Annotated in this window: 15 protein-coding genes and 4 tRNA genes; 12 read left to right on the top strand and 7 right to left on the bottom strand. The window is 56.4% G+C overall.

Annotated features, from left to right (window positions below):
- Positions 1-6: 6 nt before the first annotated feature.
- The 3 genes from Q672_RS31860 to Q672_RS31850 all read right to left on the bottom strand — a co-directional run bounded on the left by Q672_RS31860 (position 7) and on the right by Q672_RS31850 (position 7,975).
- A complete protein-coding gene (locus Q672_RS31860; protein WP_022986586.1) occupies positions 7-4,149 on the bottom strand; it encodes a caspase family protein in 4,143 nt (1,380 codons plus the stop codon).
- 159 nt (positions 4,150-4,308) lie between these two features.
- Positions 4,309-6,909, bottom strand: coding sequence for a bifunctional aconitate hydratase 2/2-methylisocitrate dehydratase (locus Q672_RS31855; protein WP_022986585.1), 2,601 nt, complete (start codon positions 6,907-6,909; stop codon positions 4,309-4,311).
- A gap of 181 nt (positions 6,910-7,090) precedes the next feature.
- Positions 7,091-7,975 carry a lysophospholipid acyltransferase family protein gene (locus Q672_RS31850; protein WP_022986584.1) on the bottom strand — a complete coding sequence of 295 codons (885 nt, stop codon included), beginning with the start codon at positions 7,973-7,975 and terminating at the stop codon, positions 7,091-7,093.
- Positions 7,976-8,114: 139 nt separating this feature from the next.
- On the opposite strand from Q672_RS31850, the gene Q672_RS31845 reads away from it, so the two are divergent.
- A complete protein-coding gene (locus Q672_RS31845; protein ID WP_022986583.1) occupies positions 8,115-8,720 on the top strand; it encodes a tRNA-(ms[2]io[6]A)-hydroxylase in 606 nt (201 codons plus the stop codon).
- A 148-nt stretch (positions 8,721-8,868) separates the two neighbouring features.
- Here the strand turns inward: Q672_RS31845 and Q672_RS31840 are convergent, their stop codons facing one another.
- Genes Q672_RS31840 through Q672_RS31830 form a run of 3 tightly spaced genes read right to left on the bottom strand, consistent with a single transcriptional unit; the run spans position 8,869 to position 10,697 of the window.
- Entirely contained in the window at positions 8,869-9,600 is a 732-nt protein-coding gene (locus Q672_RS31840) for a UDP-2,3-diacylglucosamine diphosphatase (RefSeq protein ID WP_022986582.1), read from the bottom strand.
- Between the two features lie 2 nt (positions 9,601-9,602).
- On the bottom strand, positions 9,603-10,196 hold the full coding sequence (locus tag Q672_RS31835) for a peptidylprolyl isomerase (RefSeq protein ID WP_022986581.1): 594 nt from the start codon (positions 10,194-10,196) through the stop codon (positions 9,603-9,605).
- A gap of 3 nt (positions 10,197-10,199) precedes the next feature.
- Positions 10,200-10,697: a peptidylprolyl isomerase gene (locus tag Q672_RS31830; RefSeq protein WP_022986580.1), complete on the bottom strand. Its 498-nt coding sequence runs from the start codon at positions 10,695-10,697 to the stop codon at positions 10,200-10,202.
- Positions 10,698-10,829: 132 nt separating this feature from the next.
- Between Q672_RS31830 and Q672_RS31825 the strand changes: the two genes are divergently transcribed.
- Positions 10,830-12,512, top strand: coding sequence for a glutamine--tRNA ligase/YqeY domain fusion protein (locus Q672_RS31825; RefSeq protein WP_022986579.1), 1,683 nt, complete (start codon positions 10,830-10,832; stop codon positions 12,510-12,512).
- 219 nt (positions 12,513-12,731) lie between these two features.
- Here Q672_RS31825 and folD read toward each other — a convergent pair whose 3' ends face one another.
- On the bottom strand, positions 12,732-13,577 hold the full coding sequence (folD, locus tag Q672_RS31820; RefSeq protein WP_031227022.1) for a bifunctional methylenetetrahydrofolate dehydrogenase/methenyltetrahydrofolate cyclohydrolase FolD: 846 nt from the start codon (positions 13,575-13,577) through the stop codon (positions 12,732-12,734).
- 515 nt (positions 13,578-14,092) lie between these two features.
- Between folD and Q672_RS31815 the strand changes: the two genes are divergently transcribed.
- The 10 genes from Q672_RS31815 to Q672_RS31770 all read left to right on the top strand — a co-directional run bounded on the left by Q672_RS31815 (position 14,093) and on the right by Q672_RS31770 (position 23,347).
- Positions 14,093-14,169: transfer RNA gene (locus Q672_RS31815), tRNA-Pro, on the top strand.
- A 22-nt stretch (positions 14,170-14,191) separates the two neighbouring features.
- A tRNA-Arg gene (locus tag Q672_RS31810) sits at positions 14,192-14,268 on the top strand.
- Between the two features lie 23 nt (positions 14,269-14,291).
- A tRNA-His gene (locus tag Q672_RS31805) sits at positions 14,292-14,367 on the top strand.
- A 185-nt stretch (positions 14,368-14,552) separates the two neighbouring features.
- Positions 14,553-15,866: a trigger factor gene (gene tig, locus Q672_RS31800; protein ID WP_022986577.1), complete on the top strand. Its 1,314-nt coding sequence runs from the start codon at positions 14,553-14,555 to the stop codon at positions 15,864-15,866.
- Between the two features lie 376 nt (positions 15,867-16,242).
- Entirely contained in the window at positions 16,243-16,899 is a 657-nt protein-coding gene (clpP, locus tag Q672_RS31795; RefSeq protein ID WP_022986576.1) for an ATP-dependent Clp endopeptidase proteolytic subunit ClpP, read from the top strand.
- Positions 16,900-17,028: 129 nt separating this feature from the next.
- The gene (gene clpX / locus Q672_RS31790; protein WP_022986575.1) at positions 17,029-18,309 is read left to right on the top strand and encodes an ATP-dependent Clp protease ATP-binding subunit ClpX; all 1,281 of its coding nucleotides are present in this window, start codon (positions 17,029-17,031) and stop codon (positions 18,307-18,309) included.
- A gap of 29 nt (positions 18,310-18,338) precedes the next feature.
- Positions 18,339-20,738 (top strand): endopeptidase La, encoded by a 2,400-nt coding sequence (gene lon, locus Q672_RS31785; protein ID WP_022986574.1) that lies wholly within the window; start codon positions 18,339-18,341, stop codon positions 20,736-20,738.
- A 184-nt stretch (positions 20,739-20,922) separates the two neighbouring features.
- Positions 20,923-21,195: an HU family DNA-binding protein gene (locus Q672_RS31780; protein ID WP_022986573.1), complete on the top strand. Its 273-nt coding sequence runs from the start codon at positions 20,923-20,925 to the stop codon at positions 21,193-21,195.
- 10 nt (positions 21,196-21,205) lie between these two features.
- A tRNA-Asp gene (locus Q672_RS31775) sits at positions 21,206-21,282 on the top strand.
- 130 nt (positions 21,283-21,412) lie between these two features.
- Positions 21,413-23,347 carry a SurA N-terminal domain-containing protein gene (locus Q672_RS31770; protein WP_022986572.1) on the top strand — a complete coding sequence of 645 codons (1,935 nt, stop codon included), beginning with the start codon at positions 21,413-21,415 and terminating at the stop codon, positions 23,345-23,347.
- Positions 23,348-23,376 lie beyond the last annotated feature (29 nt).

Raw genomic sequence — 23,376 nt, 5'->3', positions numbered from 1 at the left:
CCGTATTCAGAAAACGGCGAAATCGATGTCCAGGTTGTATTTACGGGTGGTAGGCCGCTGCCGACCGTTGGTCAGGCGTGTTACTTCGCGATAGGTGAAATCGCGGAGTTCGGCGGTGGTGACCTCGCCATCTCCGTTGTTGTCTGCACGCTTGTTGGTCAGTGCATCGATGACACTAGCCGTAAAAATCCCGTTCTGGATAGCCTCGGTTTCAAGTGCGAATTCCTGTCCGCCAGACGCACTGATGATGATCGCTCCAGTAGAAGCACGCAGATCCACAAAGGCGTTCTGCAAAAGCGCGTAGGAGATGCCCGGAGATGCTTCTGATTGAGGTTGTGCTCTGACGGACAGACCGCGACTTTGCACTCCCGGTGGCAGTTCCAGGCGGGCCACCGGCTCTGTGACTTCCCCGGAGTGGCAAGTATCCAGCATCAGCAGTTTGTTTCTCGAGGGAATTCCGTCGAGCAGTCGGTTAATGTCCTCGTAGGGCAGCCCTTTGCCCGCGGGGGTGGCAATGTCAATATCCGAGGTTCCAAAGAAGTAGTTGTCCTGTTCGTCAAGAAAACCGTGCCCGGCCAGAAAAACGACAACGTGATCCTGCGCAGTCCCTTGGTTGAGAAACGCCTTGGCATCACGGACCGAGCGCGCGGTGACCTGGCGGTCCAGCAAGGTAAAGCGGTGAACCTCGCGATATTGATCACTGGCGCCAAGGGCGTTGGCCAGATCGGTGGCATCTTTGGCGGCGTAGCGCAGGTCGAGACGGTCATCCGCATAATCCGAGACACCAATAGTAAGCAGATAGAGCGCTGGCTTGCGGTTGTTATCAGCCTGGTTGTAAGTGAGGAAACGGGTTTCTGATTGCAGGCCGCCACCGGTGCTGACGTAAGCCCGGATGTTGTTTCTGCCGGGTGTCAGATCAATGGACAGGGTGCCGTGGTTGTTTTTCAGGGGTAGGCCCTGCTGGCCAAACACCGGCACCTGATTCACCTGCACGTGCAGTGTCAGGTCCGAATGTTTGGCGTCCTCAACCGCATACGTCAAGTTAATCTGGTCCCTTCGTTGAAGCAGCGCCTGTGGGCCGCTCAGGGTCAATGCTGGTTTATCTATATTCAGAGGCATCCGTGAGGGATGGCCATGATGACGTTGCTGCCGATGGCTGACCAGTTTTTCCCAGAGCATGCGGCTGTTGGGCGTGGCGTATCCGAGACGCTGCAGTACGATATCCGGTCGATTTAGCCAGTAATCGTATTGTGCGTAATCAAATACCTTGCTGTCTTGCACAAAACTGGCGTTGTGCAGTGCGCGAGGGGTTGACCAGTAGTAGCCATCGGGCGAGTTGATAACAAATTCTCCCGACTTGTCGATGCTGATGGTTGCCACCAAGCGTGGATGGCGGTTGCCGATATCCGGTTTCACCAATACCTGATCGAGTTGCGTGCTTACCGTGTTGAGCCGGAAGTTGCCGCTGGGTATGTCTGTCCGCCAGATCTTGATAGTGCCGTTGCTGGAGGCGGTGATGACCGCGCGCTCGTTCAGTTGTTCGAGGGCGGTGATGTGTCCCTGGTGGGCTTCCACAATGGTTTCGAGGACCAGACCGGAGCGAATATCCCGGATATTCAGGTTGCCACTGTCATCGGCATTCCACAGTTGGCCATTGGGGGTCGCCTGCATCAGTTCAGAGCGCCCCCACAGTGGATACATCTCCATGAGCGGTTTGCCAGAGGTATCAAACTGCTGGATCACATCAATGGCCGGGTTGAACGCAGAGGAATAACCGGTCAGTCCGGAAACGAAAAATGTCTCCGTCAGTTTGTCGTATTCCAGTGACTGCTTGCCAAGCTGGGTATAGGGAAGATCCAGTGTCACGCCAGCATGAGGAAGGACGACCTTGCCTTGATCGATTCTCACCGCCAGCGAGCGGCTCTGTTCGTCAAAGAGAACAAATTCATGGACTGTCGAATCAAAACGATACCATTCGGTTGAGGTGTCCTCGGCAACGTCATACTCATAGAGAATGTTGTCTCTCGCGTAGACGATTCCCTTGTCGGTGAAGGCATGGTCGGCGACCTGAAAGTTGAGTGTACGGACCAATGCCGGGTCGTCGGTGCTGGCGATTAGCTCCATGCCGCTGGCAGAGACATGCATCCACTTGTTATTTAGCTGCGCGCTATTAACCGGCAAAGGCAACGCGCTTTTGTGCAAATTCAGGGACGACAGATCCAGCACAAACATGTCACCTTTGCCAATGGTGCCGGTGGTGACGGTCAACGCTTCCTGCTGAACGGAAAGACTGTTGATCGGGTAGAACTGGCGGGTAAGCGTATCAATGACTTGTCCGGTGAGGGAGTCACGAATCAGGATATTGTCATCGGTAAACTGGTCGTCGTATTGAACCGTGCGGTTGAAGAGCAGGGCCCGGCTTTCAGACACTGCGGCATGGTGATTCACGGCTGGACTGTGGGGCAGGGCATACGGAGTAAACTGACCGTCAAGCGTATAAGTGCCGTTATCGGCGATGATGGTGCCCGGGCCGGAAAACACCAGGTTGCTGCTTAGGGGAGCCAGCCAGACGCTTCGGTTTTTGTAATTGATCGTGCCGCATTCGGCGGGGAATTCCGTGCAATACAGCAGTATTGGCTGTTCGGGGTGGAGTGTCAGTGAGGTTATCTGCCGCTGGCCCGGTTTACTGTAATGATCGGGCAGGATCAGATCCGGGAGGCTAATGGGGGATGTGGATTCCTTGAAGGAGATGGCAGGTTGGTCGCAGTAGCTTTCTTGCGGATCCGACTTGTCACGGCAGGGCCGGTTACTGATGGTCAGCTCATGCACAGAGACTCGAAGGTCCTCTCCCAGGGTAACAAGGCGGCCATCGGACGCGGTGGCCATGACCATGGGGGAGGAGTGTTCAAGGCGCTGGCGATACTGAAGTTTGCCCCAGGCGGTGTTCCAGATCTCCAGTTCATTGTGGTTGTTGATTGATACAGGGTAGACCCCGAACAGGGCGCTGGTACGCAGCTCTCGGTCAATCTGGAATGAGGCATCGAAATGGCCACCGAAGGGCTGATAGCCATTGCCCAACATGACCCAGCCGAGAAACCCTCTAGGGCCATAATCCCCCACATAGACCGCTTTGCCGCTGTTGGTCATATGCAGATTCTGTCCGCCTGCCCGTGTGGTAAACAACGCCTTGCGCTGGGCAAGATCCCAAAATGTTAACCATGAAGTCTGGCTGCCGTATTCCCGGGTCAGAAACGCAAGCTGCCCTGTCTGGTCGGAATAAGCCATCCCTTGTACCCGGCCGCTGGGCTGTTGAGCAGGAAGAATCTCGGGTGCGAGTGTGCTGATGGGCAGGTCACTGTAGGCAAAGCCAAAGGAAATCTGACGCCGGTCGTAGAAGGGGATCCCGCTTTCCACCAGATCAATCCCGTATTCCTTGATGAGTAGAACAGGGCGGCCGGTGGCGGCCAGGACCCAGAACCACACCTTTCCGGTCATCACTGTACCGTTGATCTCATTGCGGGTTTCTACCGCAAATTCAGCCACGTCACGTTCCCACATTCGGGTAATCGAGGTGAGCTGAATGCTGCCCTCCTGGGCATGAAAATCACTCCGCTCGGTGGGCGTCAGGGGGTAGCGCTTGCCAATGTCAAAGTTCCTTGAAGAGGCGCTCCTGATGACGGTGTGGTAGCTGGTATTGCCGAGTGCAATGTCGCGAAAGAGCTGTTCGGGTGCGTCAGGGGATGCCACCGGTTCACCTTCCGATAGGGGCAGGAAGACAGGTGAACCGTCGCTCCCCATAGAATAGCGGTACGTCTTGCCCTGGTGAGCCGTGGGCAGGAAGGCCGAGTTGTCCATGAGGTCGTGACTGTCTCTCTCGGCGTCTGCCAGATAGGCAATGGCCCATTCATCATGTGTGCCCAGGCGTTTGGCGGGGTCTATATGGATCAACTGGTAGAGGCTGGAAGACTCGTGTCGCTGGAAAGATTGCTGGTCTTTGTCCTGTCTGGCTCGGCGGCTAATAGCAACATTTCTTGCCACCGTCGCAGATGCGCCTGCGGGAAGCGCAAAGGCGGGAATGTTCAGTGCCTGGGAAGCTGGACTGATCAAGACGAGTAGAGGAAGGATAAGGGAAACAATACGCTTGGGCATTCTGCTAACCGTCAGAAGGATTGCATCGATTTTGACAGCCGGTTGACGCAAAGCAAGCGGGCACTATCCCGGCGGGCCCTGAAAGGGTGTCCGATGGATCCTGAAAGCAAAAAGCCCGGCACTTGGCCGGGCTTTTTGTCGTGAAGCGATTACCGTGTCTTAGACAGACTGGGCAACCGGGATCTTCACGGTGTCTGCCACTTCCTGGTACTCCGGCAGCTTGTCGAAGTTCAGATAGCGGTAGATTTCTGCGGACATGGAGTCGATGGTGTTCGCGTATTCCATGTACTCGGCGGCGCTAGGCAGCTTGCCGAGGATGGACGCCACGGACGCCAGTTCAGCAGACGCCAGGTACACATCCGCACCCTGACCCAGACGGTTCGGGAAGTTACGGGTGGAGGTGGATACCGCAGTGGACTTCGGCGCGATGCGAGCCTGGTTACCCATACACAGGGAACAGCCCGGCATTTCGGTGCGTGCACCGGCGCTGCCGAAGATGTTGTAGTAGCCTTCTTCGGTCAGCTGATGCTGATCCATCTTGGTCGGCGGGGCGATCCACAGACGGGTCGGCATGGTGCCGCTTTCCACTTTCTGCAGCAGTTTACCGGCCGCGCGGAAGTGGCCGATGTTGGTCATACAGGAGCCGATGAACACTTCGTCGATCTTGGCGCCAGCCACGTCAGACAGGGTCTTGGCATCGTCCGGATCGTTCGGGCAGCACAGTACCGGCTCTTTGATTTCGTCCATGTTGATTTCGATGACGGTGTGGTACTCGGCATCGGCGTCAGCACGCATCAGGCTCGGGTTGGCCAGCCACTCTTCCATGCCGGTGATACGACGCTCAATGGTACGGGCATCGCCGTAACCGTTGGCAATCATCCACTTCAGCATGGTGATGTTGGACTTCAGGTACTCAGCCACGCTCTCTTCGGAAAGGGTGATGGTACAGCCTGCAGCAGAACGCTCGGCAGAGGCATCAGACAGTTCGAATGCCTGCTCTACGGTCAGCTCTTCCAGACCTTCGATTTCCAGGATGCGGCCGTTGAAGACATTAACCTTGCCCGCTTTAGCGACGGTCAGGTGGCCTTCCTTGATGGCTTGCAGCGGAATGGCATGTACCAGATCACGCAGGGTAATACCCGGCTGACGCTTACCGGTGAAGCGAACCAGTACGGATTCCGGCATGTCCAGCGGCATAACGCCGGTGGCAGCAGCAAAGGCTACCAGACCGGAACCGGCCGGGAAGGAGATGCCCATGGGGAAACGGGTGTGGGAGTCACCCCCGGTGCCCACGGTATCAGGCAGCAGCATACGGTTCAGCCAGGAGTGGATGATGCCGTCGCCCGGACGCAGGGAAACACCGCCACGGTTCATGATGAAGTCAGGCAGGGTGTGCTGGGTTTCAACGTCAACCGGCTTCGGGTAAGCGGCGGTGTGACAGAAGGACTGCATGACCAGGTCAGCCTGGAAGCCCAGACAGGCCAGATCTTTCAGCTCGTCACGGGTCATCGGGCCAGTGGTGTCCTGGGAACCCACGGTGGTCATTTTCGGCTCGCAGTAGGTGCCCGGACGGACGCCTTCCATGCCACAGGCCTTGCCGACCATCTTCTGGGCCAGGGAGTAACCCTTGCCGCTGTCGTTGGGCTGCTCCGGCTTGCGGAACAGGGTGCTGGGCTCAAGACCCAGGCTCTCACGGGCCTTGGTGGTCAGGCCGCGACCAATGATCAGGTTGATACGACCGCCGGCACGGACTTCGTCCAGCAGTACCTGGGAACGCAGATCGAATTCAGCGATGACTTCGCCGTTCTTCTCAACCTTGCCCGCGAACGGGAAGACGTCGATCTGGTCGCCGGTTTCCATTTTGGAAACGTCGCACTCGAAAGGCAGGGCGCCGGAATCTTCCATGGTGTTGAAGAAGATAGGCGCAATTTTACCGCCGATACACACACCGCCAGCACGCTTGTTCGGTACGAAGGGGATGTCGTCACCGAAATGCCAGAGCACGGAGTTGGTTGCAGACTTACGGGAAGAACCGGTACCGACAACATCACCTACGTAGGCAACAGGCAGGCCTTTGGCCTTCAGTTCTTCCATCTGTTTGAGCGGGCCGATCTCGCCGTCTTTCTCAGGGAAGATGCCTTCACGGGCGTTTTTCAGCATGGCATTGGCGTGAACCGGGATGTCCGGGCGGCTCCAGGCGTCCTGTGCAGGAGACAGGTCGTCGGTGTTGGTTTCGCCGGTGACCTTGAAGACGGTCAGGGACATTTTTTCAGCCAGGTCTGCACGCTTGGTGAACCATTCGGCCTCGGCCCAGGATTCGATGACTTCCTTGGCTTTGGCGTTGCCGGCTTTCATCTTGTCTTCCACGTCGTGGAAAGCATCAAATACCAGCAGAGTGTGCTTGAGCTGCTCGGCAGCTTCTTCTACCAACTCGGGGTCGTCCAGGGCTTCCACCAGCGGCGCGACATTGTAGCCACCCTGCATGGTGCCCAGCAGCTGTACCGCACGCTTCTTGTCGATCAGCGGGGAGCTGGCTTCGCCTTTCACAATCGCGCTCAGGAAGGCGGCTTTTACGTATGCAGCCTGGTCCACGCCCGGCGGAACGCGGTTAACGAACAGGTCCTGAATGAATTCTTCTTCACCAGCCGGCGGGTTCTTCAGCAGTTCTACCAGGTCGGCAACCTGCTGCTCGTTCAGCGGCTTTGGCGGCACACCTTCGGCGGCGCGCTCTTCAACATGTTTGCGATAGGCTTCTAGCACAGCGTTTCCCTCTTGCTCAAATTGGCTGAATTCTTTTGGAAATCAGTCTTTTAGGGTGTAACTGGGGGTTGGAATTGCGCGCGGAGTATAGCGGAAATGCCATCAACTGTTAAGCGAAACGACGGTTACGGGTATTCACCAGATGAATACTCATAATCACTTGGCGTAAGTTTTGGCCAACTCAATATGGGGCATGCTGACCCTTTGGTGGCCGGCGAAAGCGCTTGTAGCTCCACAGGTATTGTTCAGGGCCTTCATTGATCAGTGCTTCGATGGACTGATTGAGGGCCACAAGGGAGGTGTCCAGATCCGGATCCGCAATGGCGTTGTCCGCGGGCCGGAAGCGCAGCTCAAAGCCCTGGGTGCCGGGAAGGCGCTTGGCCCAGGCCATAAAAGGCCGGGCTCCGGTTTGCTGGATCAGTTTGCAAGCCAGGGTGCCGGTGTAGGCGGGCTGGCCATAAAAGGGCGCATGACGACCGCTGCGACGGTCGGGCACCTGATCAGGGAGGATGGCTGTCATGGCCCCTTTGCGCATGGCGCGCACAAGTCCGGCAACGCCGCGGGCAGTGGTGGGGTACATGGTCGAGCCGAAGTGTTCTCGCCCTTGGCGCACAAGGGCATCGACCTCCGGCAACCCGGATGGGGCAAACATCACGTGCAGGTCGTAGTGATCGGCCAACCAGAAGTTAAGCACTTCCCAGCAGCCTAGATGCGGAGCCAGGATCATTACCGGTTTGCCGCTATCCACGGCCGCCTGCAGTGGCTCGCCGCCGTCGACCCGGACGACCCGCTTCAGACCGGCTTCGGGGTGATGCCAGAACAGGGCAATCTCGAAGGTATTCCGGATGCTCTCGACCAGCGATTGGCGTGCCAGCCGCTTGTGCTGGCGCGCAGACAGCTCGGGGTAGCAAAGCGCCAGATTGATCCTGGAATTGCGCAAGGCTGTGGTGGGCAAGGTGGCGATAAGGGTGCCAATCAGGGTTGCCAGCCAGCGGTTCAGCGTGAATGGCAGGCAGGCCACCAGGCGCAGGGCCAGTACGGCAGTGCGCCCTTTGAATGTCTGCATGCGTGGATTAGATCGTCTTCCCATGGCGGGGGAGTATACGAGTTGCAGCGCCGGGACGCAGCAGCCATGGGTAATAACCGCTTCATGTGTGTACCGCAGCAGTTGTGCCGCTATAATGCCGCTCCACCACGAGGACACCATGCACGATATTTCCCACATACAGCAGTTTTTGCCCTGCGCGACGCCACAGGCGTGGATTGACTGGGCGCTGCAGCACCCGGACATTCTGCTGATTGATCATGCCCATTGTGAAAAGAAGGCGGCCAGCACGGCGTTGAACCTGATGTTTCGCTATGTGGATCGCCCCGAGCTGCTGGATGCCCTCAGCCAACTGGCAAGGGAAGAGCTGCTGCATTTTGAGCAGGTGATCCAGATCATGCGCCAGCGTGGTGTCACCTATGATCACCTGTCTCCAGCCCGTTATGCGCAAGGCCTGCGTCAGCATGTGCGCACTTCCGAGCCCGGGCGATTGGTGGATACCCTTATCGTCGGGGCATTAATCGAAGCCAGAAGCTGCGAACGCTTCGCCGCCCTGGCCCCCCACGTGGACGAAGAACTGGGCCGTTACTACCGCTACCTGCTGAAAAGCGAGTCCCGTCACTATGAAGACTACCTGCGCCTGGCCGAACAATATGCAGGCGAGCCGATTGAGGAACGGGTGGCATTCTTCAAGGTGGCAGAGCAGGAGTTGATCGAAACACCGGATGAGGCGTTTCGGTTTCATTCGGGAATCCCGAGGCAGTGAATAGTTAATAATTAACAGTGAACAGCTGCGCGACTAACGCCGGGGGTTCATAAACACATGAGGCCGCGTCCAGAGTATGGGCGCGGCCTCATGCGTAAGGATCAAAACAACCTGTTTCGCGACGCTGTTAACTGTTCACTATTCACTGTTAACTAATCGCAAAGCTCTCCAATCGCAACCCAAGCTCACTGTCCGCCACAATCTGCCACCCAAGCGCCCCCCAGTCCCCCAGCACCCAGCGTTTGCCGGTCCCGCCAGGCAGGTCAACGTCGTGGACGTTGGGGCGGTGGGTGTGGCCGTGGATGAGATGCTGGACACCAGCATCTGTCATTTCCCGGACTACTTCTTCCGGGGTCACATCCATGATGTTTTCCGCTTTGTTGGCGTTCTTTCCCTGGCTTTGCATGCGCATGCCCTGAGCGATCATGCGACGCTGTTCCAGGGGCTGGGTGAGCATCCCCTGTTGCCATTGAGGGCTGCGCGCCATGGCGCGGAATTGCTGGTACTCGGTGTCCAGGGTGCACAGGCTGTCGCCGTGCATGAGCAGGGCCGGGGTGCCGTACAAATCGACCACGGTACCCTCGTCCAGCAGAGTGCCGCCACAGGCGGCGGCGAAGTCCTGGCCAAGCAGGAAGTCGCGGTTGCCGTGCATGAAGTAAAGCTTGCTGCCGCTGTCAGCAAAACGCCGAAAGGCGGCGATGGCTTGCTGGTTGAACGGAGTGTCATCGTCGTCACCTATCCAGGCTTCAAACAAGTCGCCAAGGACATACAGGGCGTCGGTTTTCCCTGTATGTTTATCCAGGAGCACCTCCAGGGCGGCAAGATGCTCTGGCCGGACAGGATCAAGATGCAGATCGGAGATGAAAAGGCTGTAGGCCATCGTTACAGGGCGCCCTCTTGCGGGGTTGCAGGGGCTTCGACGCGATAGGCCTTGAGAATGAGTATTGCCGCAACGGGAACGTCCCTGGCCATCATGCCGCTAAGGCGCTGGCTGGTGGTGGGTTCCTGAGCAATGTTGTCTACCACATTCATGCCTTCGGTTACCTTGCCGAAAACGGTGTATCCCCAGCCACGAGTGTTTTTGCCTGTGAAGTCCAGGTTGGGATTGTTTACCAGGTTAATGAAGAACTGCGCGGTGGCGGAGTGGGGATCCGAAGTGCGCGCCATTGCCAGCGTACCGCGCTGGTTGCTGAGCCCGTTGTCGGCCTCGTTCTGAATAGGGGCCTGGGTCGTCTTGCGCTGTCCGTTCTTGTCAAAACCGCCACCCTGAATCATGAAGCCTTCAATGACTCGGTGGAACTGAGTGCCTTCATAATATCCACTGTCGACGTATTGAAGAAAGTTCGCCACCGAAATGGGAGCCTTGTCTTCATATAACTCGACGGTAATCGGACCAGCTGTGGTTTCAAACCGAACCAAGGGGTTTGCCCATAGCAGCCCTGGCAGCAGGGCAAACAGTACAGCAGCAAGACGCATGACTTATTCCTCGATCAGCTCGGCGGATTCGATCAGCACAGGTTCAACCGGAACATCCTGATGGAAGCCACTGTTGCCGGTTTGCACGCCACGGATCTTCTCTACTACGTCCATGCCGTCAGACACAGCACCGAACACAGCGTAACCCCAGCCGTCCTGGCTGCGTTCCTTGTCCAGGAAATGGTTATCCGCCACGTTGATGAAGAATTGGGCAGAGGCAGAATGCGGATCCGGGGTGCGGGCCATGGCAATGGTGCCAACCTTGTTGGACAGGCCGTTGCCAGCTTCATTTTGAATAGGATCACGGGTGGGTTTTTGCTGCATGTCTTCGGTGAAGCCGCCGCCCTGGATCATGAAATTGCTGATCACACGGTGGAAAATGGTGCCGTCAAAATGGCCATCCTTGACGTATTGCACGAAGTTTTCGGTGGTTACGGGGGCTTTTTCTGCGTCCAGTTGCAGGGTGATTTTGCCGTAGGTTGTATTCAGCACCACTTTCATCGGGTTTTCTCCACAGGGTAGGGCCTGTAAGCCATAGCTGAAATTGCCACGGTGCGGGCCCAGAGTCTTTGACTGAAGGGGGTCGCACTGTACACTAGCGCACCTTTATTTTCACTGTATCCGGCGAAGGCAATGAGCGAAACCAAAGCGCCCAGCAATTTTATCAGACAGATCATCGATCGCGACCTTGCAGAAGGTAAAAATGACGGTCAGGTGGTCACCCGTTTTCCGCCGGAGCCCAATGGCTACCTGCATATCGGGCATGCCAAGTCCATCTGCCTGAATTTTGGTATTGCCGAAAGCTACCAGGGTGCCTGTCATCTGCGTTTTGACGACACCAACCCGGAAAAGGAAGAAGACGAGTACATTCAGTCCATTAAGCAGGATGTGGAATGGCTGGGTTTTGAGTGGGCGGGTGAGGTGCGTTTCGCCAGCAACTACTTCGACCGGCTGTATGAACTGGCCGTGCAGTTGATCCGCAAAGGGTTGGCGTATGTGGATCTTTCCAGTGCTGAGCAGATCCGTGAAATGCGGGGTTGGGCGCAGCAGGCAGGTACCCCCAGTGAGTACCGGGAGCAAAGCCCGGAAGAGGCGCTGGCCCAGTTCGAAAAGATGAAGAACGGCGAGTTCCCGGATGGCGGAGCGGTGCTGCGGGCGAAAATTGATCTGGCCAGCCCCAATATGAACTTGCGCGATCCGGTGCTTTACCGGGTGCGCCGTGCGACGCACCATCAGACCGGTGACAAGTGGGTTATCTACCCCATGTACGATTTCACCCACCCGCTATCAGATGCCATTGAAGGCATTACCCATAGCCTGTGTACTCTGGAATTCGAGGATCACCGTCCCTTCTATGACTGGGTGGTAGCCAATACCGATGTTGGCGCTGAACCACGTCAGTACGAATTTGCACGTTTGAACCTGAATTACACCGTGACCAGCAAGCGCAAGCTCAAACAGCTGGTTGACGAGAAGCACGTGGATGGCTGGGACGACCCGAGGATGCCGACCATTTCCGGGATGCGACGCCGTGGCTATACCCCTGCCTCCCTGCGTTCTTTCTGTGAGTCCGTAGGGGTGAGCCGGGCGGACTCAGTGGTCGATATGGGGATGCTGGAAGCGGCTATCCGTGATGACCTGAATCAGCATGCGCCCCGTGCCATGTGTGTGATTCGTCCGCTCAAACTGGTGATCGACAACTGGGCAGAGGGCAAGGAAGAATCGCTGACTGCGCCGGTGCATCCACAAAATGAAGCCATGGGAACTCGCCAGGTGCCCATGACCCGTGAGGTCTACATCGATCAGGATGATTTCCGGGAAGAAGCCAACAAGAAGTTCAAGCGACTGGTGCTGGGTGACCGGGTGCGGCTGCGCTATGGCTATGTGGTGCGTGCAACGGACGTAGTGAAGGACGATCAGGGTAACGTTATCGAGGTTCGCTGCAGCTATGACCCGGAGACGTTGGGCAAGAACCCTGAGAATGATGAAGGTCAGGGCAAATTGCGCGGTGTGATCCACTGGGTCAGTGCCAGTAAAGGGCTACCTTGTGAGGTTCGCCTATATGACCGGTTGTTTACGGTGGCAAACCCGGCCAAGGTAGAAGAAGGCCAGACGTTCCTGGAGAACATCAATCCTGAGTCTCTCAAGGTGGTGTCCGATTGCTGGGTAGAACCGGGCCTGCGCGGCGCACTGGCCGAAACCCGTTATCAGTTTGAGCGCGAGGGGTACTTCTGCGTAGATCAGGAGAGCACGGACGAGCGGTTGGTATTTAACCAGACCGTGGGGCTGCGGGAGTCGTGGCCCAAGGACAGCTGATAAAGGCAGTGAATAGTTAACAGTAAATAGTGAATAGCTGCGCGGTTTCGTGTGGTGGTTGACTGAAGACAGAGAGGCCGCGCCCAGATGTTGGGGGCGGCCTTTTTGTTGGCCGCGAAGAATGGTTAGACGCCCGACTTGAGACGTCGAGCTGCGATGAACCATAAAAAAACCGCGGCCAGCATGGGCTGGGCGCGGTTTTTGGGCGAGCAACGGGACTTAACCCAGCGCCTTCTCGCCGGACTGCAGGGTCTGGAAAATCAGGGTGTTGATGGTCATGGGGCCAACGCCGCCGGGGACCGGGGTGTAGGCTGAGACGCGGTCCAGAAGGGGGGCGAGCTCAATGTCACCACATTTTTGCGGGTGGTAACCAGCATCAACGACCACGGCGCCATCCTTGATCCACTCTGCCTTGATGAATTCCGGCTTGCCGACCGCGCCGACCACGATATCCGCCTGTTTGATCAGTTCTGGGAGGTTTTGGGTGCGGCTGTGACAGATGGTAACCGTGGCATTGGCTTCCAGCATCATCATGGCCATGGGTTTGCCGAGGATGGCGCTGCGCCCCACGACTACGGCATGCTTGCCTTCCAGCTTGACCTGATAATGCTCCAGCAGGCGCATGATTCCCTTGGGGGTGGCACAACCGTAGGCGGCTTCGCCCATGCTCATGCGGCCAAAGCCCAGACAGGTGACGCCATCCACGTCTTTTTCCAGGCTGATGGCATCAAAGCAGGCCCGTTCGTCAATCTGCGCGGGCACCGGGTGCTGCAGCAGAATGCCGTGCACATCGGGGTTGTTATTCAGCTCGTCAATCTTGGCCAGCAGCTGTTCGGTTGTGGTGGTTTCCGGCAATTCAATGGCTACGGATTCCATCCCCACGCGGTGGCAGGCGTTGCCCTTCATTTTTACGTAGGTGGCGGAGGCCGGGTCGGCACCGACCAGAATGGTGGCCAGAATTGGGGTGCGGCCACCGGCTTTGGCTTTCAGGGCTTCGACACGTTCGCGCATTTCTTCTTCGAACTGCTGAGCCAGGGCCTTGCCGTCGAGAATCTGGGCGGTCATGGAATCTCTCTCTACATAGTTGATGGTGAAGGGAATCAGGGGGCGCGATTTTCGCATGGCCCGACCCGTGGCGCAAAAGGAACTCCCTAACAGGCTGTTGAAAAGCCCCTTGCATGCTCAGCGTGGCCTGAAGGGTGCAGCTGTTGTGTTTTGTCGCAACGGGCAGGGTGGTTCATCTCCTGGCGACAAAGCGCAGCAGATGTGCCCTTCAGGCCGCGCCCTACGGGTCTTTCAGGCTGGTCCGCACTCGCTGTTGCGCTTTTTCGATGGATGGACATACACCTTCAAAAGCGCGCCACTCTTTACCTTTTGACCCATAGAGGGGGCGAACCAGCCTGAAAGATTGAGTGCGCAAGGGGCTTTTCAACAGCCAGCTAATGATCACGGTGCCGTGATCACAAGTTGTTTAAAATCTGAACGTTAGGGATTTTTTCTTTCCCGGTGCGTTGACGCTTACCGGGGCGCCGAGTATTATGCGCGCCTCGCTTTCAAGCACTGTTGGCGTGACTGATAAACGGGGTGTAGCGCAGCCTGGTAGCGCGCCTGCTTTGGGAGCAGGATGTCGGGGGTTCGAATCCCTCCACCCCGACCATCAGATTAGCGGAACCTGCAATGCGCCTGTAGCTCAACCGGATAGAGCAACGGCCTTCTAAGCCGTCGGTTGCAGGTTCGAGTCCTGCCAGGCGTGCCAGGCAGGGAAGCAACAAGTTTATGGTGACTGTAGCTCAGTTGGTAGAGCCCCGGATTGTGACTCCGGTGGTCGGGGGTTCAAATCCCCTCAGTCACCCCATATTAAAAGCCTCCGGGATACCCCGGAGGCTTTTTCGTATGTGCCTCCGGGTACTGCTGTCCGATGACAGGGCGGCTATGTAGGCAGGAAGGGCGGCATTGATTATAATCTGCGCCCTTGAATATTGATCGTCACGCTTCACAGTGGTCGGCGAGCAGCGAAAAAGTCTTTTTAAAGAGGATGTTATGCAGGTTTCTGTTGAAACGACTTCAGGTCTTGAGCGCCGTCTGACGGTGGGTGTACCGGCGGAGAAAGTGGACTCTGCAGTAGAAGATAAACTGCAGGAAGCCAAGAAAAATGTCCGTCTGGACGGTTTCCGCCCGGGCAAAGTGCCCATGCGTGAAGTAAAGCGTCGCTTCGGCAGCGCCGTGCGTAACGATGTGCTGGCTGACGTCATGCGTGAAGCCTTCATTGAGGCGGTAGAGCAGGAAAAACTGCAGCCTGCCGGCATGCCGGGCTTTGAAGCGACCACCAATGAGCCGGGTAAAGACCTTGAGTTCGTGGCGACCTTTGAAGTGTATCCGGAAGTGGAGCTGCAGGCTTTTGACGGCATTGCTGTCGAGAAGCCGCAGGCAGACGTTTCTGATGAAGACGTCGACACCATGATCGAGACCCTGCGTCAGCAGCGCGCTCAGTTCGAGGAAGTGGAGCGTGCCGCAGAACAAGGCGATCGCGTCAACATCAACTACAAGGGTCTGAAAGACGGTGAAGCCTTCGAGGGCGGCACGGCAGACGGCCAGAACCTGGAGCTGGGCTCCGGTCAGATGATCCCGGGCTTTGAAGATGGCATCGTTGGCATGAAGGCTGGCGAAGAGAAAGACATCGACGTGACCTTCCCGGAGGAGTACCACTCCGAAGAGCTGAAGGGCCAAGCCGTTGTTTTCCAGATCAAGGTCAACAAGGTAGAAGGCAAGCAGTTGCCGGAAGTGGACGCTGAGTTCATGAAGGCATTCGGCGTTGACGATGGCGACGAGGCCAAGTTCAAGGCGGAAGTTCGCAAGAACATGGAGCGTGAGCTCAAGAACGCCATCACTGGCAAAGTGAAAGAGCAAGTCATGGAAGGCCTGTCCGACCTGCACGCATTTGACCTGCCGGCGGCTCTGGTAAGCCAGGAAGTTCAGCGCATGCGTCAGCAGATGGTTCAGCAGTTCGGCGGCGGCCAGCAATTTGATGCTTCCATCCTGCCGGATGACCTGTTCACCGAGCAGGCCCAGCGTTCTGTGCGTCTTGGCTTGATCATTCGTGCGATCCTTGACCAGAACGAGCTGAAAGCCGATGCCGACAAGGTGAAAGCCCGTGTTGAGGAAATCGCCGAGCAGTACGAGAAGCCTGAAGAGGTGGTGAACTGGGTGTACGGTAACCCCCAGCAGCTGCAACAGATCGAAGGCGCGGTGCTGGAAGAGCAGGTAGTCGACCTGGTGCTGGCAAGCGCCAAGGTAGAAGAGAAAACCATGTCCTACCAGGATGCCGTGAAGCCGCGTGAGCAGGCTGAAGCCTGATCAGCCAGGCGATAACGGATCGGAAAAGGGGCCTTCGGGCCCCTTTTTTGTTCCAGGTAGTTCCGGTAGTGGCATTCCCCAGTGCCGTATTTCCTTGCCTTTGGTGAGGGTATTGCCGCGATTTTTCCTGTTTTGGCTGCCGAATTGACCTATTAATGCACAATCTGGCCAAGAATTGCGCACTTGAACCCCGGCAAAGCCCACTTTTATAGACGCCCCCATGGTGCCGTCATAAGATGCCAGAACAGTGATTTTTTCCGAAGCCCTTGTAATCCGCCTGTTTGGGCCCCATTGCAGCTTCAGGAGATGGCCGTTGCGACGGCCCTAATAATACCGTCCCGTCGTCTAAGGATGACCGACCAGAGGGAAGCGCTACATGATCGACTTGAGCCGTATCCAATCCATGACCCCGGAAATGAGCCAGCTTATCAAGGACCCGACCAATCTGGGTCTGGTACCGGTGGTGATCGAGCAGACTGCTCGGGGTGAGCGTTCCTTTGATATTTATTCCCGTTTGCTGAAAGAGCGGGTCATTTTCATGGTGGGCCAGGTGGAAGATCACATGGCCAACCTGATCGTGGCGCAGCTTCTGTTTCTTGAATCCGAAAACCCGGACAAGGACATCCATCTGTATATCAACAGCCCGGGTGGCTCAGTGACTGCCGGCATGTCTATCTACGACACCATGCAGTTCATCAAGCCTGATGTGTCCACCATGTGTGTCGGTCAGGCCGCCAGCATGGGGGCGTTCCTGCTGGCTGCAGGTGCAGAAGGCAAGCGTTACGCGCTGCCTAATGCCCGTGTGATGATTCACCAGCCGTTGGGTGGTTTCCAGGGCCAGGCCTCGGATATCGAGATCCATGCCAAGGAAATCCTCAAGATCAAGGGCCAGTTGAACCACCTGCTGGCTCACCACACGGGTCAGCCGCTCGAGCGTCTGGAGAAAGATACCGATCGCGACAACTTCATGGGGGCGGAAGAGGCCCAAGAATACGGCATCATTGACGCCGTCTTGAAGCAGCGTCCCGTGTAATTAGGTAACGTTCGTTTAAAAAGTGTCCTAACGGCACTGCCGGGAGCCCGGCGGGCTTGAAAAACCCCCGGTCTCCCTGCATCTTCAAAGATATAGCGATTTTCAATACACAGGTTTAGAGGCAATTCGATGACCGATACCACTGGCAAGAGCGATGACGGCAAGCTGCTGTACTGCTCCTTTTGCGGCAAGAGCCAGCATGAGGTACGCAAGCTGATTGCGGGCCCCTCGGTCTTTATCTGTGATGAATGTGTGGACCTGTGTAACGACATCATCCGCGAGGAAGTCCAGGAAGACAGCAGTGAGACTGGCGGCGAACGTCTTCCCAAGCCCAATGAAATCAAGGATACCCTTGATGAGTATGTGATTGGCCAGGAGCGCGCTAAAAAGGTGTTGGCGGTAGCGGTTTACAACCACTACAAGCGCCTGCGCACGAGTGGCAAAGGACGTGATGAGGTCGAGCTGGGTAAAAGTAACATCCTGTTGATCGGTCCGACCGGTAGTGGCAAGACCCTGCTCGCAGAAACCTTGGCGCGACTGCTGAACGTACCGTTCACCATTGCGGATGCGACCACCCTTACCGAGGCTGGCTATGTCGGCGAGGACGTGGAAAACATTATCCAGAAACTGCTGCAGAAATGTGACTACGATGTGGAAAAAGCCCAGCGTGGTATCGTCTACATTGATGAGATCGACAAGATTTCCCGCAAGTCCGACAACCCTTCCATTACCCGTGATGTGAGCGGGGAGGGCGTGCAGCAGGCGTTGCTCAAACTGATCGAAGGAACGGTTGCGTCCGTGCCGCCCCAAGGGGGGCGCAAGCATCCCCAGCAGGAGTTCCTGCAGGTTGATACGTCCAACATGCTCTTCATCTGTGGTGGTGCCTTCGCCGGTCTCGACAAGGTTATCCGTGACCGTTCCGAGAAAGGCGGTATCGGTTTCTCTGCCGAAGTGAAGAGCAAAGACGATAGCCGCAATCTTGGAGAGCTGCTGGTCGATGTGGAGCCAGAGGATCTGGTGAAGTATGGCTTGATTCCGGAGTTCATTGGCCGCTTGCCTGTAATTGCAACGCTGGAAGAATTGAGTGAAGAAGCGCTGATACAGATTCTCACTGAACCGCGTAACGCGCTCACTAAACAGTACGCTCGCCTGTTCGAGATGGAGGGGGTCGAGCTGGACTTCCGCGACGACGCGCTCCGTGCGGTGGCGAACAAGGCCATGATTCGCAAAACCGGTGCCCGTGGACTGCGTTCCATTCTCGAAAGTGTGTTGCTGGACACCATGTATCAGGTGCCTTCCATGGATGGTGTGGCCAAGGTGGTCATCGACAGCCCTACCATTAAAGGCGAATCCGACCCGCTGTTGATTTACGAAAACAGCGAGCAGTCTTCCAAGGTGGCGCCCGACTAAGGCGCCCCCCGGTTATTTAGAGGCAATCTGTGCTGAAAGATATTCCCCTTTTGCCACTGCGTGATGTGGTGGTCTACCCCCATATGGTCATTCCTCTGTTCGTTGGCCGCGAAAAATCCATCGCCGCGCTCGAAGCAGCTATGGCTGCGGACAAACAGATCATGCTGGTGGCCCAGAGAAATGCGTCTGACGATGATCCTGGTGTTGATGACATATACCGGGTAGGCACCGTTTCGACCATTCTTCAATTGCTGAAACTCCCTGACGGTACCGTGAAGGTACTGGTAGAAGGGGGACAGCGTGCCCACGTGGTGAAAGCAGAGTTTGGCGAGCAAGGCGCCGTTGCCGACGTACGCGAACTGGAAGAAGGTTTGCCGGACAGCGGCGAACAGGATGCACTGGCCAAGTCTCTGCAGTCCCAATTTGAAGACTATGTGAAGCTGTCCAAGAAAGTGGCGCCGGAGGTCACAGGATCGGTCTCATCCATTGACGAAGTCAGCCGTCTGGCCGACACCATTGCAGCGCATCTGCAACTCAAGCTTGAAGAGAAGCAGGACGTGCTGGAAATGGTGGATGTTCGTGAGCGGGTAGAGCACCTGATCGCGCTGATGGAATCAGATATTGATGTTCTCAAGGTAGAAAAGCGCATCCGTGGCCGCGTCAAGAAGCAGATGGAAAAGAGCCAGCGCGAGTACTACCTGAACGAGCAGATGAAGGCGATCCAGAAAGAGCTTGGTGACCTGGATGAAACCGGCAACGATCTGGACGAGCTGGAAAAGAAACTCGATAGCGTGGGCATGCCGAAGGAAGCCCGTGACAAGGCTCAAAGCGAGTTCAACAAGCTCAAAATGATGTCGCCCATGTCGGCAGAAGCGACCGTGGTGCGCGGTTATCTGGACTGGATGACTTCAGTGCCGTGGAAAAAACGCAGCCGGGTAAAACATGATCTCGCCAATTCCAAACAAGTCCTGGACAGTGATCATTACGGGCTGGAAGAGGTAAAAGACCGAATCCTGGAATTTCTGGCAGTGCAAAGCCGGGTCGGCAAAGTTAAAGGGCCAGTGCTGTGCCTGGTCGGCCCGCCTGGGGTGGGTAAGACATCATTGGGGCAGTCCATCGCCAAGGCGACCAACCGAAAGTTTGTTCGCATGGCGTTGGGTGGTGTACGGGATGAAGCTGAAATTCGCGGTCATCGCCGGACCTATATCGGTTCCATGCCCGGCAAGATTATCCAGAAATTATCCAAGGTCGGAGTGAGAAATCCGCTGTTCCTGCTCGACGAAGTCGACAAGATGGGAATGGATAACCGAGGTGATCCGGCCTCTGCGTTGCTTGAGGTGTTGGACCCGGAGCAGAACGATACCTTCAGCGATCATTACCTTGAAGTGGACTACAACCTGTCAGAGACGTTGTTTATCTGTACGTCCAATTCCATGAATATTCCCGGACCGCTGTTGGACCGCATGGAAGTGATCCGCATCCCCGGCTATACCGAGGATGAGAAGGTCAACATTGCGCTGCAGTACCTGGTGCCCAAACAGATCAAGAACAACGGTCTGAAAAAAGACGAGTTGGTGATCGGCGATGACGTGGTGCGTTATGTGGTGCGTCACTACACCCGTGAAGCCGGTGTCCGGGGACTGGAGCGTGAGATCAGCAAGATTTGTCGCAAGGTCGTTAAAGAGAACCTGTTGGCAGGTGAGGCTGCGGTTTCGATAACTCTTGGCGAAGACCAGGTGGAGCATTATCTGGGGGTGCGCAAGTTCAGCTTTGGCCGAGCAGAAGAGAATGATCAGGTTGGTCAGGTTACCGGCCTTGCCTGGACCTCTGTTGGTGGTGAGTTGCTGACGATTGAAAGTGTTTCCACTCCCGGCAAGGGGCGGGTAATCTCTACCGGCTCGCTCGGCGATGTGATGCAGGAATCCATTCAGGCCGCCTGGACCGTGGTGAAAAGTCGTGCAGGCGCGCTGGGAATTCGCCGCCGGGCCCTGGAGCGTAACGATCTCCATATGCATGTACCTGAAGGTGCCACGCCGAAGGATGGCCCGAGTGCGGGTATTGGCATGTGTACTGCCATGGTGTCGGTCTTGACGGGTATCCCGGTCAGGGCAGATGTGGCCATGACGGGTGAAATTACCCTGCGTGGGCAGGTGTTGCCGATCGGTGGCTTGAAAGAAAAGCTGCTGGCAGCGCACCGGGGCGGCATTAAAACGGTATTGATACCGGAAGAAAATGAACGGGATCTCAAGGAGATTCCGGAGAATATCAAGGCATCCCTGGATATCAGGCCTGTAAAATGGATTGACCAGGTGCTTGATGTGGCGCTGACTCACCAACCCAGTCCGCTTTCACAAGCGGAGCAGGAGGAGGATCTAGCGTTAGCTGAAGAGAAAAACCAGGAAGGTAACAAGCGTCCCAGTACACACTGACAGTCAACTTTAAAAGTAATTTTAAATAGTTGATCTGTATGGTTTTTCATTTTTTTAAACTTGGGAGAGTCTGCACTGTTGGTTCCTTGACGGCCCTTATACCCGTTGGTATAAAAACGGCTTCGCCAAAGGAGAGTGCGTCTCGCCTCGACCATAAAACCGGGAAAACAGAAAGGGGAACTTTGTGAATAAGTCAGAGTTGATTGATGCGATTGCCGCTAGCGCGGACATTTCCAAAGCTGACGCTGGTCGTGCTTTGGACGCTACTTTGGAAGCGGTAACTGGCGCCCTGAAAAATGGTGACAGCGTTTCTCTGGTAGGTTTTGGTACTTTTGCTGTTAAAGAGCGTGCCGCCCGTGAAGGCCGTAACCCGCAAACTGGCCAGACCATCCAGATCAAGGCAGCGAAAGTACCGGGCTTCAAAGCCGGTAAAGCGCTGAAGGATGCGGTGAACTAAACTGTTTGCAGGAGCGGTAGTTCAGCTGGTTAGAATACCGGCCTGTCACGCCGGGGGTCGCGGGTTCGAGTCCCGTCCGCTCCGCCAGTTTGAGAAAGCGCACCCGTTAGCGGATGCGCTTTTTTCAGTTTAAAGGAACTGTCGCTTGGTGGCGGTTCTGACATAACAAGACAGACATTCAAATCGTAATTCGAGAGTACCTCGACGGAGTAATTTCATGCAGGAGTTCAGACGGTTTGTCCGCGGTCCCGTGGGCAAGGTCCTGCTTGCCGCGATCATTCTTCCTTTCGTGATTTCCGGCTTTTACGGCTATTTTGTTGGTGGCGGTAGCGGTGATGTGGTTGCTGAAGTTGAAGGCACCCCTATTACCCGTAACGCGGTCAATCAGCGGGTAGAGCGTGTACGCGACATGTTGCGGCAGCAAAGCCCGAACATGAATCCCGCGCTGCTGGATTCATTTGTACGTCCGGCAATGGTGCTGGATGGTTTGGTTAACGAACAGTTGATCCTCAGTGCTGCCGAGAAATCCAAGCTGGTTTTCAGCACCAGCCAGGTATCGGCTGACGTTCGCCAGATCGAGTTGTTTCAGGAAGACGGCAAGTTTTCCAACAACCGTTTTGAGCGTGAGTTGCGTAGCCGTGGCATGAGCCCGCAGGGCTACATCCGTGGGCTCCAGCAGGACATGGTGAAAGAACAGTATCGTGCGGGCTTCATGGCCACGAACTTCGCCTTGCCGTCCGAACTGGACGAGCAGCGCCGCCTGGGTGAGCAGGTTCGCGATATCCGCTATACCGAGCTGGATCTCAATGCCCTGCGTAGCAGTTTCTCCGTGAGTGACGATGAAATCGCCACCTTCTACGAGGAGAACCAGGGCGAATTCATGCGTCCGGAAGAGTTCCGTATTGCCTACGTGAGCCTCTCGGCAGATCAGTACGCCGATCAGGTGTCGGTCACTGATGAGGACGTGGCAGAAGAGTATGAGGTCCGCAAGGCGATTCTTGCTGAATCCGGTGCCAATACGGCTCGCAAGGTAGCGCATATCCTGATCGCAGTAGACGGTGATCGTAGTCTGGAAGACGCCAAGGTTCGTGCCGAAGAAGCCGAGAAGGCCATTGCCGGTGGTATGAGTTTCGCCGATGCCGCTGCGGACTATTCGGACGACCCGGGTTCGGCCTCCAGTGGTGGTGACCTGGGCGTGGTGACCAAGGGCGCGTTGCCGGAAGAAATGGAGGCGGCTATTGCAGAACTCGAACCGGGTGTGGTGTCTGCACCGGTAGTAAGCGATGCGGGTGTACACCTGATCAAGGTCACCGAAGTGGCAGAAGAGCGTGACATGCCTACCCTGGCAGAGCTCTCCTCGCAAATTCGCGCGGATCTCAAGCAGGCTCGTGCTGAGGCGATGCTCAATGAAGATGTGGCGACTCTTGAAGAGTCTTTGTACGAGCATAGCTCACTGGACAGCCCTGCAGAGCAGATCGGTGCAGAAGTACAGCGTACCGAATGGGTTGCCCTGTCCGCGTTGCCGTCTCCGTTAAACGCGCCGGCTGTTCAGCAAGCCCTGAACAGCGATGAAGTCCGCCGTGATGGCCATAACAGTGAGTTGCTGGAATCTGCCCCGGGTCAGTATCTTGCCGTGCGGATTGTCGAAGAGAAGGCCGCAGAGCCGCTGCCTCTGGACGAAGTTCGTTTCGCCATTGAGGAGCGTATCAAGGGTGAGCGCGCGGCGGACAAGGTTCAGTCCCTGATCGGCGAGGCCGAGAAAAAGCTGGAAGAGGGCGCTAGCCTGGAAGATATCGCTACCCTGTTTGAGGCGGAAGTCCAGGAGCAGGAAGGTCTGCAACGGGGGGGCGCTGAGCCGTCCATGGAAGTGGTCAATGGCGCTTTTTCGCAGTCACGCCCGGCAGAAGAAGGTGAAGGCAGTGTGGCGATTACCCGCACCGGCAATGGCTCCCTGATTGCCTATCAAGTCACCCGAGTGGAAGACGGTAACGCTGAGCCGCTGACGGATGAGCAACAGCTGGCTGCCCTGCGTGAGCTTGGTAATATCGAAGGGCAGCGCAGTTTCCGCCAGGTTGTTGCCCTGTTGAGAGAAGAAGGGGATGTGGAACTGCATTCATCTCGCCTGAGTCCCAATACGGGTGATGAACAGTAACTCCGCATTCGTACCACTAAAAAGCCCAC

The organism is Alcanivorax sp. P2S70 (assembly GCF_000475295.1).
Taxonomy (GTDB): domain Bacteria; phylum Pseudomonadota; class Gammaproteobacteria; order Pseudomonadales; family Alcanivoracaceae; genus Alcanivorax; species Alcanivorax profundi.
The sequence above is the reverse complement of the archived record's forward strand: the minus strand, read 5'-3'. Positions and strand labels throughout refer to the sequence as shown.

Bases quoted from the DNA above. Each gene is read 5' to 3' on its own strand.
- Q672_RS31825 (WP_022986579.1), top strand. From the start codon at position 10,830: ATGAGCGAAACCAAAGCGCCCAGCAATTTTATCAGACAGATCATCGAT.
- clpX (WP_022986575.1), top strand. From the start codon at position 17,029: ATGACCGATACCACTGGCAAGAGCGATGACGGCAAGCTGCTGTACTGC.
- Q672_RS31850 (WP_022986584.1), bottom strand. From the start codon at position 7,975: ATGCAGACATTCAAAGGGCGCACTGCCGTACTGGCCCTGCGCCTGGTG.
- Q672_RS31835 (WP_022986581.1), bottom strand. From the start codon at position 10,196: ATGCGTCTTGCTGCTGTACTGTTTGCCCTGCTGCCAGGGCTGCTATGG.
- Q672_RS31830 (WP_022986580.1), bottom strand. From the start codon at position 10,697: ATGAAAGTGGTGCTGAATACAACCTACGGCAAAATCACCCTGCAACTG.
- Q672_RS31845 (WP_022986583.1), top strand. From the start codon at position 8,115: ATGCACGATATTTCCCACATACAGCAGTTTTTGCCCTGCGCGACGCCA.
- tig (WP_022986577.1), top strand. From the start codon at position 14,553: ATGCAGGTTTCTGTTGAAACGACTTCAGGTCTTGAGCGCCGTCTGACG.
- clpP (WP_022986576.1), top strand. From the start codon at position 16,243: ATGATCGACTTGAGCCGTATCCAATCCATGACCCCGGAAATGAGCCAG.
- Q672_RS31840 (WP_022986582.1), bottom strand. From the start codon at position 9,600: ATGGCCTACAGCCTTTTCATCTCCGATCTGCATCTTGATCCTGTCCGG.
- Q672_RS31770 (WP_022986572.1), top strand. From the start codon at position 21,413: ATGCAGGAGTTCAGACGGTTTGTCCGCGGTCCCGTGGGCAAGGTCCTG.
- Q672_RS31860 (WP_022986586.1), bottom strand. From the start codon at position 4,149: ATGCCCAAGCGTATTGTTTCCCTTATCCTTCCTCTACTCGTCTTGATC.
- folD (WP_031227022.1), bottom strand. From the start codon at position 13,577: ATGACCGCCCAGATTCTCGACGGCAAGGCCCTGGCTCAGCAGTTCGAA.